The organism is Streptomyces sp. PH10-H1, assembly GCF_030063355.1.
GTDB lineage: Bacteria > Actinomycetota > Actinomycetes > Streptomycetales > Streptomycetaceae > Actinacidiphila.
Map to the genome: position 1 here is coordinate 44,124 of NZ_JASISZ010000058.1, position 14,050 is coordinate 58,173.

The following is a 14,050-nucleotide window of genomic DNA, read 5'->3' on the forward strand; positions in this document are numbered from 1 at the left end:
CACCAGTTCTCGTACCAGTACGGCCCGACGGCCTTTCCACCAGCGACGCGACGACGTTCCTCCAGAAAGAGAGCAGTACGACAAGCCATGGCTGACAACATCCCTGCCGGCAGCACCACCGAAGGTGCCATCACGGTCGGCCACCCGGCCGATGCCCGGGTCAGCGCCGCGCCGTCCTATGACGTGGCCGACTTCCCGGTGCCGCAAGGCCGCGAGGAGGAGTGGCGTTTCACTCCGCTGGAGCGGCTGCGCGGCCTGCACGACGGCACCGCCGAGGCGACCGGCACCCTCCGGGTCGAGGTGACCGCCCCCGAGGGCGTCTCCGTCGAGACGGTGGACCGCACCGACGCCCGCGTCGGCAAGGCCGGCAAGCCGGCGGACCGGGTCGTGGCCCAGGCGTTCAGCTCCTTCGAGAAGGCCTCGGTCGTCTCGATCCCCAAGGACCTCGTGCTCACCGAGCCGGTCCGGATCGCCGTACACGGCGAGGGCGGCACGGCCTACGGTCACCAGATCATCGAGATCGGCGCCTTCGCCGAGGCCGTCGTGGTCATCGACCACACCGGTGACACCACGCTTGCCGCCAACGTCGAGTACCTGATCGGCGACGGCGCCAAGCTCACCGTCGTCTCGGTCCAGGACTGGGACGCCAAGGCGGTGCACGTCGCCCAGCACACCGCGCTGGTCGGCCGTGACGCCACGTTCAAGTCCGTGATCGTCACCTTCGGCGGCGACCTGGTCCGGCTCCACCCGCGAGTGATCTACGGCGCCCCGGGCGGCGATGCCGAACTGTTCGGCCTGTACTTCACCGACGAGGGCCAGCACCAGGAGCACCGGCTCTTCATCGACCACGACGAGCCGCACTGCCGCAGCAACGTCGCCTACAAGGGCGCGCTGCAAGGCCAGGACGCGCACGCGATCTGGATCGGCGATGTGCTCATCCGCGCCGCCGCCGAGGGCACGGACACCTACGAGCTCAACCGCAACCTGATCCTGACGGACGGCGCGCGGGTCGACTCGGTCCCGAACCTGGAGATCGAGACCGGCGAGATCGCCGGAGCCGGCCACGCCTCGGCGACCGGCCGCTTCGACGACGAGCAGCTCTTCTATCTGATGGCCCGCGGCATCCCGGCCGCCGAGGCCCGCCGCCTGGTCGTCCGCGGCTTCTTCGGCGAGCTGGTCCAGCAGATCGGACTGCCCGACCTCGAAGAGCGCCTGATGGCGAAGATCGACGCGGAGCTGGAGGCGTCCGTCTGATGACCACCACGGCCCAAGGCTTCGTCCGCGTCTGCGCGCTGAGTGAGCTGGAGGACGACACGCCCAAGCGCGTCGAACTCGACGGCACACCGGTTTCCGTGGTGCGCACCGAGGGCGAGGTGTTCGCGATCAACGACATCTGCTCGCACGCGAACGTCTCCCTCTCCGAGGGCGAGGTCGAGGACTGCCAGATCGAGTGCTGGCTGCACGGCTCCAGCTTCGATCTGCGTACCGGCAAGCCGTCCGGGCTGCCCGCCACGCGGCCCGTCCCCGTATATCCCGTAAAGATCGTTGGGGACGACGTGCTCGTCTCCGTCACCCAGGAGTCCTGAGGTACCCATGGCAACGCTTGAGATCCACGACCTGCACGTCTCCGTCGAGGCCGAGAACGGTCCCCGCGAGATCCTCCGCGGCGTCGACCTGACTGTGAAGCAGGGCGAGACCCACGCCATCATGGGCCCCAACGGCTCCGGCAAGTCCACCCTGGCGTACTCGCTCGCCGGTCACCCGAAGTACACGATCACCGGCGGCACCGTCACCCTCGACGGTGAGAACGTCCTGGCGATGACCGTCGACGAGCGTGCCCGCGCCGGCGTCTTCCTCGCCATGCAGTACCCGGTCGAGGTCCCCGGTGTCTCGGTCTCCAACTTCCTGCGCACCTCCGCCACCGCGATCCGCGGCGAAGCCCCCAAGCTCCGCACCTGGGTCAAGGAGGTCAAGGCCGCCATGGAACAGCTCTCGATGGACCCGGCCTTCGCCGAGCGCAATGTCAACGAGGGCTTCTCCGGCGGTGAGAAGAAGCGCCACGAGATCCTTCAGCTGGAGCTCCTCAAGCCGAAGATCGCCATCCTCGACGAGACCGACTCCGGTCTGGACGTGGACGCGCTGCGCCAGGTCTCCGAGGGCGTCAACCGCGTCCGCGAGACCGGCGAGGTCGGCACGCTGCTGATCACCCACTACACCCGCATCCTGCGCTACATCAAGCCTGACTTCGTTCACGTCTTCTCGAACGGCCGCATCGCCGAATCCGGTGGTGCCGAGCTGGCCGACAAGCTGGAGAACGAGGGCTACGAGGCGTACAGCACGAAGGGCGGCGCTTCCGCGTGACACCACTGCATGGCCTCCTCGACACCGAGGCGATCCGTAAGGACTTCCCGATCCTGGACCGCACGGTCCACGGCGGCAAGAAGATCGTGTACCTGGACAACGCTGCGACCTCGCAGAAGCCGCGCCAGGTGCTCGACGCGCTGAACTCGTACTACGAGCAGAGCAACGCCAACGTCCACCGCGGCGTGCATGTGCTCGCCGAGGAGGCCACGGCGCTGTATGAGGGCGCGCGCGACAAGGTCGCCGCGTTCATCAACGCGCCGAGCCGTGACGAGGTGATCTTCACCAAGAACGCCTCGGAGTCACTCAACCTCGTCGCGAACATGCTGGGCTGGGCCGACGAGCCCTACCGGGTGGACCGCGAGACCGAGATAGTGATCACGGAGATGGAACACCACTCCAACATCGTCCCGTGGCAGCTGCTCTCGCAGCGCACCGGCGCGAAGCTGAAGTGGTTCGGGCTGACCGACGACGGCCGGCTCGACCTCTCCGACATCGACCAGGTGATCACCGAGAAGACGAAGATCGTCTCGTTCACCCTGGTCTCCAACATCATGGGCACGGTCAACCCGGTCGACGCGATCGTCCGGCGCGCCCAGGACGTCGGCGCGCTGGTGCTGATCGACGCCTCGCAGGCCGCACCGCACATGCCGCTCGACGTGCAGGCGCTGGGCGCGGACTTCGTGGCCTTCACCGGCCACAAGATGTGCGGCCCGACCGGCATCGGCGTCCTGTGGGGCCGCCAGGAGCTGCTCGAGGACCTGCCGCCGTTCCTCGGCGGCGGCGAGATGATCGAAACCGTCTCGATGCAGTCCTCGACCTATGCCCCGGCGCCGCACAAGTTCGAGGCCGGTACGCCCCCGATCGCCCAGGCCGTCGGCCTCGGCGCGGCCGTGGACTACCTGACCGCGATCGGCATGGACAAGATCTGGGCCCATGAGCACGCCATCACCGAATACGCGGTGAAGCGCCTGCTCGAGGTCCCCGACCTGCGGATCATCGGCCCGGCGACGGCTGAGGACCGCGGCGCCGCGATCTCGTTCGTGCTGGGCGACATCCATCCTCACGATGTCGGCCAGGTCCTGGACGAGCAGGGCATCGCGGTCCGCGTGGGACACCACTGCGCGCGCCCGGTCTGCCTGCGCTACGGAATTCCTGCGACCACGCGGGCGTCGTTCTATCTGTACTCCACCCCCGCGGAGGTAGACGCCCTCGTCGAGGGGCTGGAGCACGTACGGAACTTTTTCGGTTGATGGAGCACAGCGGGTGAGGGCTGACTGGTGAAGCTGGATTCGATGTACCAGGAAGTGATCCTGGACCACTACAAGCACCCGCACGGGCGCGGCCTGCGCGAGGGCGACGCCGAGGTGCACCACGTCAATCCGACGTGTGGTGACGAGATCACGCTGCGTGTCAGGCTCGACGGCTCGAAGATCGCGGACGTCTCGTACGAGGGGCAGGGCTGTTCGATCAGCCAGGCCAGCGCCTCCGTGCTGAACGAGCTGCTGGTCGGCCGTAACCTGGATGAGGCGATGAAGATCCAGGAAGTCTTCCTGGAACTGATGCAGTCCAAGGGCAAGGTCGAACCGGACGACGCGATGGAAGAGGTACTGGAGGACGCGGTCGCGTTCGCCGGTGTCTCCAAGTACCCGGCGCGCGTGAAGTGCGCCCTGCTGAGCTGGATGGCGTGGAAGGACGCGACCGCACAGGCGCTGTCCGAGAAGGAGTCCGCATGACCGACAACGCAGATGTCGCAGAAGCCGCCGTGGTCACCGCGGTCGCCGATGCCGCAGTCACCACGAAGCCGGCTTCCGAAGAGGAAGTCCGCGAGGCGCTGTACGACGTCGTCGACCCCGAGCTGGGTATCGACGTCGTCAACCTGGGCCTGATCTACGGCATCCACATCGACGACTCCAATGTCGCGACGCTGGACATGACGCTGACCTCCGCGGCCTGTCCGCTGACCGATGTCATCGAGGACCAGGCCCGCTCGGCGACCGACGGCATCGTCTCCGACCTCAAGATCAACTGGGTCTGGATGCCGCCGTGGGGCCCGGACAAGATCAGCGACGACGGCCGCGAGCAGCTGCGGGCGCTCGGCTTCAACATCGGCTGAGTTGTCCTTAGCCTGCTTTACCGGACGGCCCGCACGCGTCGCGCGTGCGGGCCGTCTGCCGTTGTTCGTGTGACGACCGATGACGGATCGGCGGACCTGTACGGCGACGGCACGGCGGCCAAGGGCCTCGCGCACGCGGAGTGGAAGAAGTCCCGGGCGACCTGGTTCACCGTCAACTGACATCTGGTCGTTGACTGGTGGCCACTCCGCGTATGTGTACAGGCGTACGTATCGTTGCGTACGCTTGTACACATGGGTTTCCTCATGCTGGGCGGCGCCATCATCGCCGAGATCCTCGGGACCACCGCGATGAAGTACAGCGAGGGTTTCAGCAAGTTCTGGCCGTCCACGATCACGATCGTGGGCTACGTCATCGCCTTCACGCTGCTCGCGCAGACCCTGAAGACGATCGAGGTCGGCACCGCGTACGCGATATGGGCGGGCGTCGGCACAGCGACCATCGCCGCGATCGGCATGGTCTTCCTGGGGGAGGCGGCGAACGCCGCGAAGATCCTCGGGGTGCTGCTGGTGATCGCGGGCGTCATCGTGCTCAACCTCGGCGGGTCGCACTGATGGCGCGCCGCTACGACCCCGAGCGGCGCCAGCGCATCATCGACGCCGCGATCCGCGTGGTCGGCGAACGCGGTATCGCCGGGCTCAGCCACCGCTCGGTCGCCGCAGAGGCGGACGTACCGCTCGGCTCGACCACGTACCACTTCGCGACCCTCGACGACCTGCTGGTCGCCGCACTCCGCCAGGCCAACGAGGGCTTCGCCCGGGCCATCCGGGACAGCCGTGCCCTCGCCGACCCGGGGGCCGATCTCGCGGACGAGCTGTCCGGGCTGCTGGAGGAATGGTTCTCGGGAAACCGGGCCCGGATGGTGCTGGAGTACGACCTGTACCTGGCCGCGCTACGGCGTGAAGCGGTACGCCCTGTCGCGGCGGAATGGGTGGACCTCGCGACCGGTCTGCTGTCCGCCCACACCGGCCCGGCCACCGCGCGGGCGCTGGTGGCGCTCATGGACGGCATCTGTCTGCAGGTACTGCTGACCGGAGGCACATACGACCGCGACTACGCCCGCGAGATGTTCGCGCGGCTCATCGGCTGACCGCGGGGGCGGCGGGGGTGGCGGGGGTGGCGGGGGTGGCCGGGGTGGCCGGGTGACTGTCAACGACAGCTCATCGCTCGCACAGCCGCGAGGGCGGCGTCCACGCTCTGGGTGATGTCGGCGATCGGGTAGAGCGCTTCGTGGATGACGCGGTCCGGGCCGATGACGAGCGTGAGCCGCTTGAGGCGTGTGGTGCCGCCGGCGCGGAAGGTCGGGAGGCGCAGCGCGGCGGTGAGGGTGAGGTCCGCGTCCGAGAGGAGCGGGAAGCGCAGGCGCTCCTTGGCGGCGAACGCGCGCTGCTCGTCCGGGCGTTGGCCGCTGACGCCGTGCACGACGGCTCCGGCCGCGGTGAATTCGGCGAGGCGGTCGCGATAGGTGCAGGATTCGAGGGTGCAGCCGGTGGCGCCCGGGATGTCGGCCCACCCCGGAGGGTAGGACTCGCGCTGGGCGTAGGCACCGGGGAAGCAGTACAGGACGGTGAACGCGGCGTCCGCGACCGGGTCGTGGGCCAGGCCGTCGGCCCCGGGGAGGGTGAGCGGCGGCACTTTGGTGCCGATCAGGTCGTGGACGCGCCCGGCTTCGCGTGATCCCTCGGCCGCGGTGGCGGTGGTCATGGGGGGTTCTCCGTCCCCGAGGATCCATGCGTCGCCCCAGTCCTGGAGGGCGACGAGCACGGGCAGCAGCGCCCGGCCGCGCGGCGTCAGCCGGTATTCGTGGCGGGGCGGCCGCTGCTGGTACGGCTCGCGGGACAGTACGCCCGCGTCGACGAGCAGTTTCAGGCGCTCGGCGAGCACCTTGCGGGACATGCCGAGCTCGCGCTGCAGGTCGTCGAAGCGATGAACGCCGCGGGCGGTGTCGCGGACGATCAGCAGCGTCCACCAGTCGCCGACCACGTCGAGGGCCTGGGCGATGGCGCAGTTCGCGTCGCCGAGGTCGGTACGCCGGGCCATGTGATCATCCCCTCGCAAGTATTCACGTTGACGGCCGTGGCCCATCCTGGCATGGTTAGTTTCCAAAAGGAACTGACTTGGGAGAGTCCGGATGAAGGACGTGCCGAAGGTCGTATGGCTGCTGGCCGCAGGGCTGTTCGTCAATATGGTCGTCAGTTTCACCTTCGTGTACCTGTTCGTGTACTTGACCGGGCCGCGCGGGCTCAGCGTTCCGCAGGCCGGGCTGATCGCGGGCGTCGGCGGCGTCGGGCTGGTCGCGGGGAACTTCACCGGCGGCTGGTTCGGGGACCACTTCGGGCACCGCCGCACCCTGCTCACCGGCTCGGTCGTCTCCGGCCTGGGACTCGTCGCGCTGCCCGTCCTGCCGACCGCCGCTCTGCTGCTGGTGCTGCCGCTCAGCCAGTACGCCGCCGGCACCGTCCGCGCCGCGAACTCCGCGCTCGTCGCCGTATCCGTACCCGAGGGCGCGCGGCGGCAGGGCTTCGCCGTCACACGGTTCGCGGGCAACGCCGGCTTCACCGTCGGCCCGCCCGTCGGCGCGCTCATCGCCGCCCACTTCTCCTACGACTGGCTCTTCCTCGCCGACGGCCTCGGCACCCTCTTCTTCGCTGGGTACGCGGCCCTGGTGCTCCCCGCGCAGGGGGCCAGGCGCCACCGCGCCGCCGCGCCCGACGGCGCCCCCGGACTGTGGGCGGCACTGCGCGCCCGCCCCGCCGTCCTGCTGCTGCTCATCGCGATCCTCGTCGTGGACACCGTCTACCGGCAGCAGTACTCGACCCTCCCGGTCTTCCTCGCCGACCACGGCATCGGCACCAACGTGTACGGCTGGCTGCTCGCGATCAACGGCGGCGTGATCCTGTGCCTGGAGATCCCCGCCACCGTCGCACTGCGCAAACGTGCCCCGCTGCGGATCATCGGCATTGGCCTGATCCTCGTCGGGCTCGGCTTCAGCGGTCTGGCCCTGGGCGCGTACGTCGCGACCGCCGTCGCCATGATGCTGCTGGTCACGGCGGGCGAGGTCCTCTACAAGACCCCGGCCACCGCCTACGTCGCCGACAGCTCGCCGCCTCACCTCCAGGGCCGCTTCCAGAGCCTGTACGCGGGCGCGTCGATCAGCGGCACCGTACTCGCCCCGCCCCTCGGCGGAGCGCTGTACTCGACGGCGCCGGGGCTGCTGTGGCCGCTGTGCGGGGCGCTCGCCGCGCTGGCCGGGGTGGCGGTGCTGGTGGCGCAGGCGCGCGACCGGCCGATAGCCGACGCGGCGCCCGCGCCGGTGTCGGTCGTGGCGGATGCCCAGGCCTGAGCGATGGCCGCCGCGGGCCGGCCGCAGGGGGCCGGCCGCCGAGGGCCGCTCGCGGGGCGCCCGGCACGGGGCCGGCCACGGGTCTCGCGGACTGGCCCCTGGGGGTTTGCGATCGGGGGCCGGCCACCGGGGGCCGCTCGCCGCAGGGGCTCCCGCGGCACTGCGGGCCAGACGCGCCGCCCGCTCGCCTGCTTGCCGTCCGCCCGCCGTCCGCCACCCGGCCGCCCACCGCCACCGGCTCGTCCGCCTGCCGCCTGCCGGCCGTCCCCCGCCTCCCGGCCGTCGCCCACCGTCGCCGCGGAAACGCGATTCCGCATGCCGGGCCGGTTGGGCATAGGGCGTGGCCAGCGGCTAGCGTGCGAGGCATGACTGACACGACCGCTAACCGCTCCACCGGCGCTGTTGCCGCCGGCCTTGCCACCATCGCCGATGACGGCACGGTCCTCGACACCTGGTACCCCGCCCCCGAGCTCGTCGCCGCACCCGGCCCGGCCGGGACCGAGCGGCTGACCGCCGAGCGCGCTGCCGAGCTGCTGGGCGCCGCCGCGCCCAAGGCGCTCGGCCCGGACCCGCGCCGCGGGGTCGAGGTCGTCGCCGTACGTACCGTCATCGCCTCGACCGATGACAAGCCGCTCGACGCCCACGACGCGTACCTGCGCCTGCACCTGCTCAGCCACCGCCTGGTGAAGCCCAACGGGCAGAACCTGGAGGGCCTGTTCGGGCTGCTCGCCAATGTCGCCTGGACCTCCATCGGCCCGGTCCCGGTCCCCACCGTCGAGCGCGCGCGCCTCGCCGCCCGTGCCGAGGGCCTGCACCTGGCCGTCTACGGCATCGACAAGTTCCCCCGCATGACCGACTACGTCGCCCCCTCCGGCGTGCGTATCGCCGACGCGGACCGCGTCCGCCTCGGCGCACACCTCGCCGCCGGGACGACCGTCATGCACGAGGGATTCTGCAACTTCAACGCCGGGACGCTGGGCACCTCCATGGTCGAGGGCCGCATCTCCCAGGGCGTCATCGTCGGTGACGGCTCCGACATCGGCGGCGGCGCCTCGATCATGGGCACCCTCTCCGGCGGCGGCAAGCAGGTCGTCTCCATCGGCGAACGCTGCCTCCTCGGCGCCGAATCGGGCATCGGCATCGCGCTGGGCGACGACTGCATCGTCGAGGCCGGCCTCTACGTCACCGCGGGCACCCGCGTCACGCTGCCGGACGGCCAGATCGTCAAGGCCCTGGAACTCTCCGGCGCCGACAACCTCCTCTTCCGCCGCAACTCCACCACCGGCACGGTCGAGGTCCTCCAGCGCACCGGCTCATGGGGCGGCCTCAACGAGGTGCTGCACAGCCACAACTGAGCGGTCTACGGGTCGGGGTCGGGTCCGGGTTTCCGGACCCGACCCGTGTTGACTTCCGTCAGCCGTAAATCCTGTCGCCGTACCGGGGTCCGTAGTAGACCTCCAACTCCTCCAGGGACTCGTCCTTGCGCTCGAGACTCTTCGAGATGCGAGCGCGGGACGGAGCCGCCTCGGGGTCCCAGGTCTCCGGCTTCCAGAGCGCGGAGCGCAGGAACGCCTTGGAGCAGTGGTAGAAGACCTCTTCGATGTCCACGACCAGCGCGAACTGCGGGCGGTGTCCCTTCACGATCATCCGCTCGAAAAACGGCGCGTCGCGCACCAGACGGGCCCGGCCGTTGATGCGGAGCGAGTCGCCGCGCCCCGGGATCAGATAGATCAGGCCGACGTGGGGGTTGGCCAGGATGTTGTGGAAACCGTCGGCCCGCCGGTTGCCGGGGCGTTCCGGGAGCGCGATCGTAGTGTCGTCGAGGACCAGCGTGAAACCGGCGGGATCGCCCTTGGGCGAGACGTCACAGCTGCCGTCCGCGCCCGACGTCGCGACGAGACAGAGCGGCGAGGCCGCCAGCCACGCCTTGTCGTGCTCGTGCAGCCCGGGCCGTTCCTTGCTCGCATCCCGCTGCGACGGCTCCCCAAGCAACTCCCGCAACTCGGCCGCCGACGTTATGTCCACGGCCTCTTCCTGTTCCTGCTGTTCCTGCTTCTGCATCTGAACGCCCGCCCCCGTGAGTTCCGATTCGGAACTGACACAATACCGGAGCCCGTTGCGGTAGTACGGGGGCGGACGCGATCCGGGCAGTGTCCGCGTCTTCCCCGGCAACTCCACCACCGGCCCGAGCCATCTCGATCCTGTCGGTCATTTCGACGGTCACCGTGCAGCTCCGGGTCAGGCCAGTGCCGGGTTGCCGCAGCACTTTTTGTACTTGCGGCTGGAGCCGCACCAGCACGGGCCGTTGCGCGGCGGGGGCCAGGCGGTGCCCAGGCCCCGGGCCGCCAGATCGGCGGCGTACTCGGCGCGCAACCCCTCGGACTCCGGCGGCAGGCCTTCGGACTCGGTAAACGTGACGAAGCCCGCGACCGAGCCGGGGGCGACGGCCAGGCGGGGCTCGCCCTCTTCGGAGAGTGTCCGCACAACTGTCTCCACTTGGCGCAGATGCGCGGCGTGCTCCTGGCCATAGTCGTCCGCGAATGACGGCCAGCGGCCCAGCAGTTCCGTGAACTCCTGCGGGGGCCAGAACACCACACAGACCACCGCGGGCGCGAAGAGCGCGGCCTTTCGCTGTGCGACTTCCGCGCTCAGCCGCTCGAACTCGGCGCGCAGCGCCTCCGGGTCGTCGGAGTCGAAGGCGCCCAGCCGCTCCGGCCCGTGCAGTTCGTCCAGCGAGGCCGCGCCCCGCACAGCGACGGGCCGTGACTCGTGCAGCGCGTCCGCGAGGTCGTCCCAGTCGTCGTGGGCGTCACCCGCCAGCCGCCGTACCCGGTGGCGTCCGATCACCAGCATCTCGGCGTCGAATTGTCCCTGCTGTACGTCGGAGACGGTCAACGGGGCAGCGGTACCCAGGAGGTGGCTGATCCCGGCGGTGTACCACTCGGCGGCCGCCCGCAGATCACCGCCGGTCTCGAAGGTCTCGGCGACATAGTTCCAAGCGCCGCCGTCGTGCGGGTGCGCGGTACGCAGCTTTCCGGCGGCGGCGCGGGCCTCTTCTTCGCGTCCCGCGTCCCAGAGCGAACCGATCCGGTACGACTCGATCAGATGAGGGCTCTCGCAGCCTTCGGCCAGCAGCCGCTCGTACACGGACAGGGCACGTTCGTATTCCCCGGCGACGTTCCACTCTCCGGCTGCCTCAATGAGCAACTCCTCGCGTTCCTCAGGATATTGACCGGCCAGTGCCTCCAGTTCGGCGGCGTACTCGGCCGGGGTGATGGGGGGTACGACGCGCTGGGTGGACTGCCGGCGCGGTTTGCGCGAGCGGTGCTTACGGGACATGCCCCGACGGTAGGGCGCCGCCCGGTGACGGGGCCAGCTCTCGTCCAAGCCGCACGCACCGTAGTCGGCTGCCCGGCTCAGACAGGACAACCCCGCGCCGGACGCCCAGGATGGCTGCGGCAAGCGCGCTCACAGCCGCTCCGCCCACCGTGCCAGTGCCGCGAAGTCGGCCTCGCGCAGCCCGCGGCGGGGGCTGATGCGCAGCAGCAGTGCCGGCGCGTCGTGCTGGACTGCGACATGGGCCGTGTAGCCGCGAGGGCGGGTCAGCCGGGCGGTGCACGGGTTGAGCGGGCCGTCGACGTCGAGGAGCAGCAGCGGGCGATCCGTCATGCCGGGGGGCCTACCCGCGCTGGGGGCCCGGGAGTTTTGCAGAGCAGTTCATGTGCCCGAAGGGCGGCATCCCTTTCCACGCCCACAGATTAGAGGGCCGGAGACCCGGCCGCAGGCCGCAGCCGGGCTGGTGCAGGGGTGGTGCAGGGGTGGTGCAGGGGTGAGCTTGTTCCGCTTTGACGGAAACCATGGTGTGGTGGTCAGACCTACGGCAGGTCCGCGCTTGCTGCGAACCGGACGAACGACCGCCAGGCGTCCGCGTCCAGGACGAGCTTCGGGCCCTCGGGGTCCTTGGAGTCGCGGACGAGGACGGTGCCGGGGCGGGTGGCGATCTCGATGCAGTTGCCGCCCTCGTTGTCGCTGTAGCTGGACTTCAACCAACGCGCCTCAGCGGCGTGCGGGGCAACTTCTTCGGCTGTCATGTCTCTCCCAGCAACTTCTCGGCGAACTCCAGGGATTCCCGCGGAGTGAGAGCCTGCGCGCGGATGATCCCGTAGCGAACCTCCACGGCGCGGACGTCGGCCCGCTCAGTGAACCAGATACTGCGCCCCTGCCCCTCGGTGTAGGCGATCTTCGGGCGTTCCTGTGGTTCGAGAAGCGCCAGCGGACCCGGCAGCCCGGCGTGATCCTCCAGTTCTGTCGGCATCACCTGGATCTCCACGTTGCGCATTCGACCGATGTGCAGCAGGTGTTCGAGCTGGCCGCGCAGTACTTCCCTGCCGCCCAACGGGCGTCGCAGCACGGACTCTTCGAGGACGAAGCTCATGATGGGTGCCGGCCGACGGTCGAAGATCTTGCGACGGGCCATACGCGCGGCAACGTGATGCTCGATGGTCTCCTCGTCCATGGGCGGGCGGCGCATCCGGTAGATCGCGAGGGCGTACTCCTCGGTCTGCAGCGGCCCCGGCACGAGCATGGTGTCGTACATGTGGATTTCGAGAGCATCGGCCTCCCACTTCGGGAAGTCCCGGAACCGGGCCGGGTATCGGGCCTGCTCGATCTCCGGCTGGAGCGCGTGAAGCAGGCCGCCCGCGTTCAGTACCTTCTCCGCCGAGTCGATGAACTGCGGCTTCGGCGGCCGCCGTCCCCGCTCCACGGAGGAGACCTGTTCCTCCCCGTAGCCGATCCGCTTGCCGAACTCCGCCTGGGTCAGACCGGCCCGCTCCCGCAGGAGTTTGATCTGCTTCCCGATGGCTTTGAGGATGACATCCGGCGTCCCGTCGTCCCCGCCCGAGTCCTCCGGCGGCCGCCCTTGTTCCCTACCGGTCATACCCGCCACCTCCGACGTCCAAGGTCACGCCCGGCGACCCGGACGGGCCACCGTCCGTACCCGGACGGAAACTCTCCGTACTGCCTCCGCTCCTGGTCAGGCTACGCCCGTGCCACGAGCGTTGACTGCATGACGTCCGAAAACACCCCCACCGCGGTGATCACCGATCAGGCCGTGGCCGCCAGGGAGTTCACAGCGCCACTCTCGGCCACTCGCCGTGGCGCACGCCTCGCCCGGCTCCTCGCCCTTCACCAACTCGACGAGTGGGGCTGCCCTTACGACAGCGAGCCGTCCGACGCCGCCGCGGCGATCGTCGCCGAACTCGCCGCCAACGCCGCCACGCACGGCCGCGTCCCCGGCCGGGACTTCGGGCTGAACCTCACGCTCGCCGCGCGGGTGATCCGTATCGAGGTCGCCGACACCTGTTCCGAGGGCCGGCCGTCCGCCTGCCCGGCCCCACCGGCCTCGGACTCCGAGACCGGCCGCGGCCTCCTACTCGTGGCGGCTCTCGCCACCCGCTGGGGTGTCGCCGACCGTCAGGGGCCGGGAAAGGTCATTTGGGCCGAGATCGAGTTCTGACCGTATCGCCGAATCGCCGTTCGCAGGCCACCACCGGGGCTCGTACATCCACGCCCCGGTGGTGCACGCCATCCTTAAAAGGCAACGGGAAATCCAACCAACCCAACCCCGTCAACTGCCGCTGTCACCCGATCTGGTGACATGGTGTCCGATAACCGGTTCAGCGCGATATTGTCGGCCGCAACAACCCCACACATGAAGACGGCCCCCAACCGGGACTGGCATCCCGGCCGAGGGCCTGACCAACCAGGAAGCGATACCTTCCCGATGGCTACACCGCAGCTTAGCGCGGTCATGTCCGCGCTCCCCGAGGACGCTCCACGCGCCGGGGTCATCCACGTTCGGCACCGTCACACCGACCGATACACGGTGGTGGGCAACCACCTCGCGCAGCACTCGGCGCTGTCCCTCACCGCGATCGGCCTCGCCGTGCACATCCAGTCGCTGCCGGACGGATCGTCCGTCACCGCCAAGGCTCTGACGCTGCGCTTCTTCGAGGGCGAGACCACGATCCGCCGCGCCCTCAACGAACTTGAGGAAGCCGGTTACTTGGAGGGCCGTCGCATCGCCCTAGGCGGCGGCCGAATCGCCACCCGCACGTTCTCCTACGACAAACCGGGCTGCACCCGGCCCCCCGCCGCGCGACAACCCCCGCCAGCGGGGCCGGGTGCAGCCCGGTTTGTCGTAGGAGAA

Annotated in this window: 17 protein-coding genes and 1 pseudogene; 12 read left to right on the plus strand and 6 right to left on the minus strand. The window is 69.7% G+C overall.

The window, feature by feature from the left end; genetic code table 11:
* Positions 1–87 precede the first annotated feature (87 nt).
* From sufD to QMK24_RS29155, 8 genes are all read left to right on the plus strand, one after another.
* Positions 88–1,254, plus strand: coding sequence for a Fe-S cluster assembly protein SufD (gene sufD / locus QMK24_RS29120; protein WP_283469785.1), 1,167 nt, complete (start codon positions 88–90; stop codon positions 1,252–1,254).
* Positions 1,254–1,586 carry a non-heme iron oxygenase ferredoxin subunit gene (locus QMK24_RS29125; RefSeq protein ID WP_283469786.1) on the plus strand — a complete coding sequence of 111 codons (333 nt, stop codon included), beginning with the start codon at positions 1,254–1,256 and terminating at the stop codon, positions 1,584–1,586. Before sufD ends, QMK24_RS29125 begins: the two co-directional genes overlap by 1 nt.
* 7 nt (positions 1,587–1,593) lie before the next feature.
* Positions 1,594–2,361 carry a Fe-S cluster assembly ATPase SufC gene (gene sufC, locus QMK24_RS29130; RefSeq protein WP_283469787.1) on the plus strand — a complete coding sequence of 256 codons (768 nt, stop codon included), beginning with the start codon at positions 1,594–1,596 and terminating at the stop codon, positions 2,359–2,361.
* Positions 2,358–3,614, plus strand: a complete 1,257-nt coding sequence (locus tag QMK24_RS29135) for a cysteine desulfurase (protein WP_283469788.1) — start codon at positions 2,358–2,360, stop codon at positions 3,612–3,614. The genes sufC and QMK24_RS29135 overlap by 4 nt, the downstream gene beginning before the upstream one ends.
* 27 nt (positions 3,615–3,641) lie before the next feature.
* The gene (gene sufU, locus QMK24_RS29140; RefSeq protein WP_283469789.1) at positions 3,642–4,097 is read left to right on the plus strand and encodes a Fe-S cluster assembly sulfur transfer protein SufU; all 456 of its coding nucleotides are present in this window, start codon (positions 3,642–3,644) and stop codon (positions 4,095–4,097) included.
* Complete coding sequence (locus QMK24_RS29145) at positions 4,094–4,477, plus strand: metal-sulfur cluster assembly factor (RefSeq protein ID WP_283469790.1); 384 nt, start codon at positions 4,094–4,096, stop codon at positions 4,475–4,477. Before sufU ends, QMK24_RS29145 begins: the two co-directional genes overlap by 4 nt.
* 252 nt (positions 4,478–4,729) lie before the next feature.
* Complete coding sequence (locus QMK24_RS29150) at positions 4,730–5,050, plus strand: DMT family transporter (RefSeq protein ID WP_283469791.1); 321 nt, start codon at positions 4,730–4,732, stop codon at positions 5,048–5,050.
* On the plus strand, positions 5,050–5,586 hold the full coding sequence (locus QMK24_RS29155) for a TetR/AcrR family transcriptional regulator (protein ID WP_283469792.1): 537 nt from the start codon (positions 5,050–5,052) through the stop codon (positions 5,584–5,586). Before QMK24_RS29150 ends, QMK24_RS29155 begins: the two co-directional genes overlap by 1 nt.
* 59 nt (positions 5,587–5,645) lie before the next feature.
* Here QMK24_RS29155 and QMK24_RS29160 read toward each other — a convergent pair whose 3' ends face one another.
* Entirely contained in the window at positions 5,646–6,536 is an 891-nt protein-coding gene (locus QMK24_RS29160) for a winged helix-turn-helix transcriptional regulator (RefSeq protein ID WP_283469793.1), read from the minus strand.
* A 91-nt stretch (positions 6,537–6,627) separates the two neighbouring features.
* On the opposite strand from QMK24_RS29160, the gene QMK24_RS29165 reads away from it, so the two are divergent.
* Both QMK24_RS29165 and dapD read left to right on the plus strand, forming a co-directional pair.
* Complete coding sequence (locus QMK24_RS29165) at positions 6,628–7,839, plus strand: MFS transporter (protein ID WP_283469794.1); 1,212 nt, start codon at positions 6,628–6,630, stop codon at positions 7,837–7,839.
* A gap of 365 nt (positions 7,840–8,204) precedes the next feature.
* Positions 8,205–9,194, plus strand: coding sequence for a 2,3,4,5-tetrahydropyridine-2,6-dicarboxylate N-succinyltransferase (dapD, locus tag QMK24_RS29170; RefSeq protein ID WP_283469795.1), 990 nt, complete (start codon positions 8,205–8,207; stop codon positions 9,192–9,194).
* 58 nt (positions 9,195–9,252) lie between these two features.
* Here dapD and QMK24_RS29175 read toward each other — a convergent pair whose 3' ends face one another.
* From QMK24_RS29175 to QMK24_RS29195, 5 genes are all read right to left on the minus strand, one after another.
* Complete coding sequence (locus tag QMK24_RS29175) at positions 9,253–9,900, minus strand: pyridoxamine 5'-phosphate oxidase family protein (RefSeq protein ID WP_283469796.1); 648 nt, start codon at positions 9,898–9,900, stop codon at positions 9,253–9,255.
* A 177-nt stretch (positions 9,901–10,077) separates the two neighbouring features.
* Complete coding sequence (locus QMK24_RS29180; RefSeq protein ID WP_283469797.1) at positions 10,078–11,178, minus strand: DUF8829 domain-containing protein; 1,101 nt, start codon at positions 11,176–11,178, stop codon at positions 10,078–10,080.
* A 129-nt stretch (positions 11,179–11,307) separates the two neighbouring features.
* Complete coding sequence (locus QMK24_RS29185; RefSeq protein ID WP_283469800.1) at positions 11,308–11,508, minus strand: hypothetical protein; 201 nt, start codon at positions 11,506–11,508, stop codon at positions 11,308–11,310.
* 206 nt (positions 11,509–11,714) lie between these two features.
* Positions 11,715–11,930 carry a DUF397 domain-containing protein gene (locus QMK24_RS29190; RefSeq protein ID WP_283469802.1) on the minus strand — a complete coding sequence of 72 codons (216 nt, stop codon included), beginning with the start codon at positions 11,928–11,930 and terminating at the stop codon, positions 11,715–11,717.
* Complete coding sequence (locus tag QMK24_RS29195) at positions 11,927–12,778, minus strand: helix-turn-helix domain-containing protein (RefSeq protein ID WP_283469803.1); 852 nt, start codon at positions 12,776–12,778, stop codon at positions 11,927–11,929. Before QMK24_RS29195 ends, QMK24_RS29190 begins: the two co-directional genes overlap by 4 nt.
* 129 nt (positions 12,779–12,907) lie before the next feature.
* Between QMK24_RS29195 and QMK24_RS29200 the strand changes: the two genes are divergently transcribed.
* A complete protein-coding gene (locus QMK24_RS29200) occupies positions 12,908–13,357 on the plus strand; it encodes an ATP-binding protein (RefSeq protein ID WP_283469804.1) in 450 nt (149 codons plus the stop codon).
* 267 nt (positions 13,358–13,624) lie between these two features.
* A pseudogene (locus QMK24_RS29205) lies at positions 13,625–14,050 on the plus strand (helix-turn-helix domain-containing protein); the annotation flags it as partial.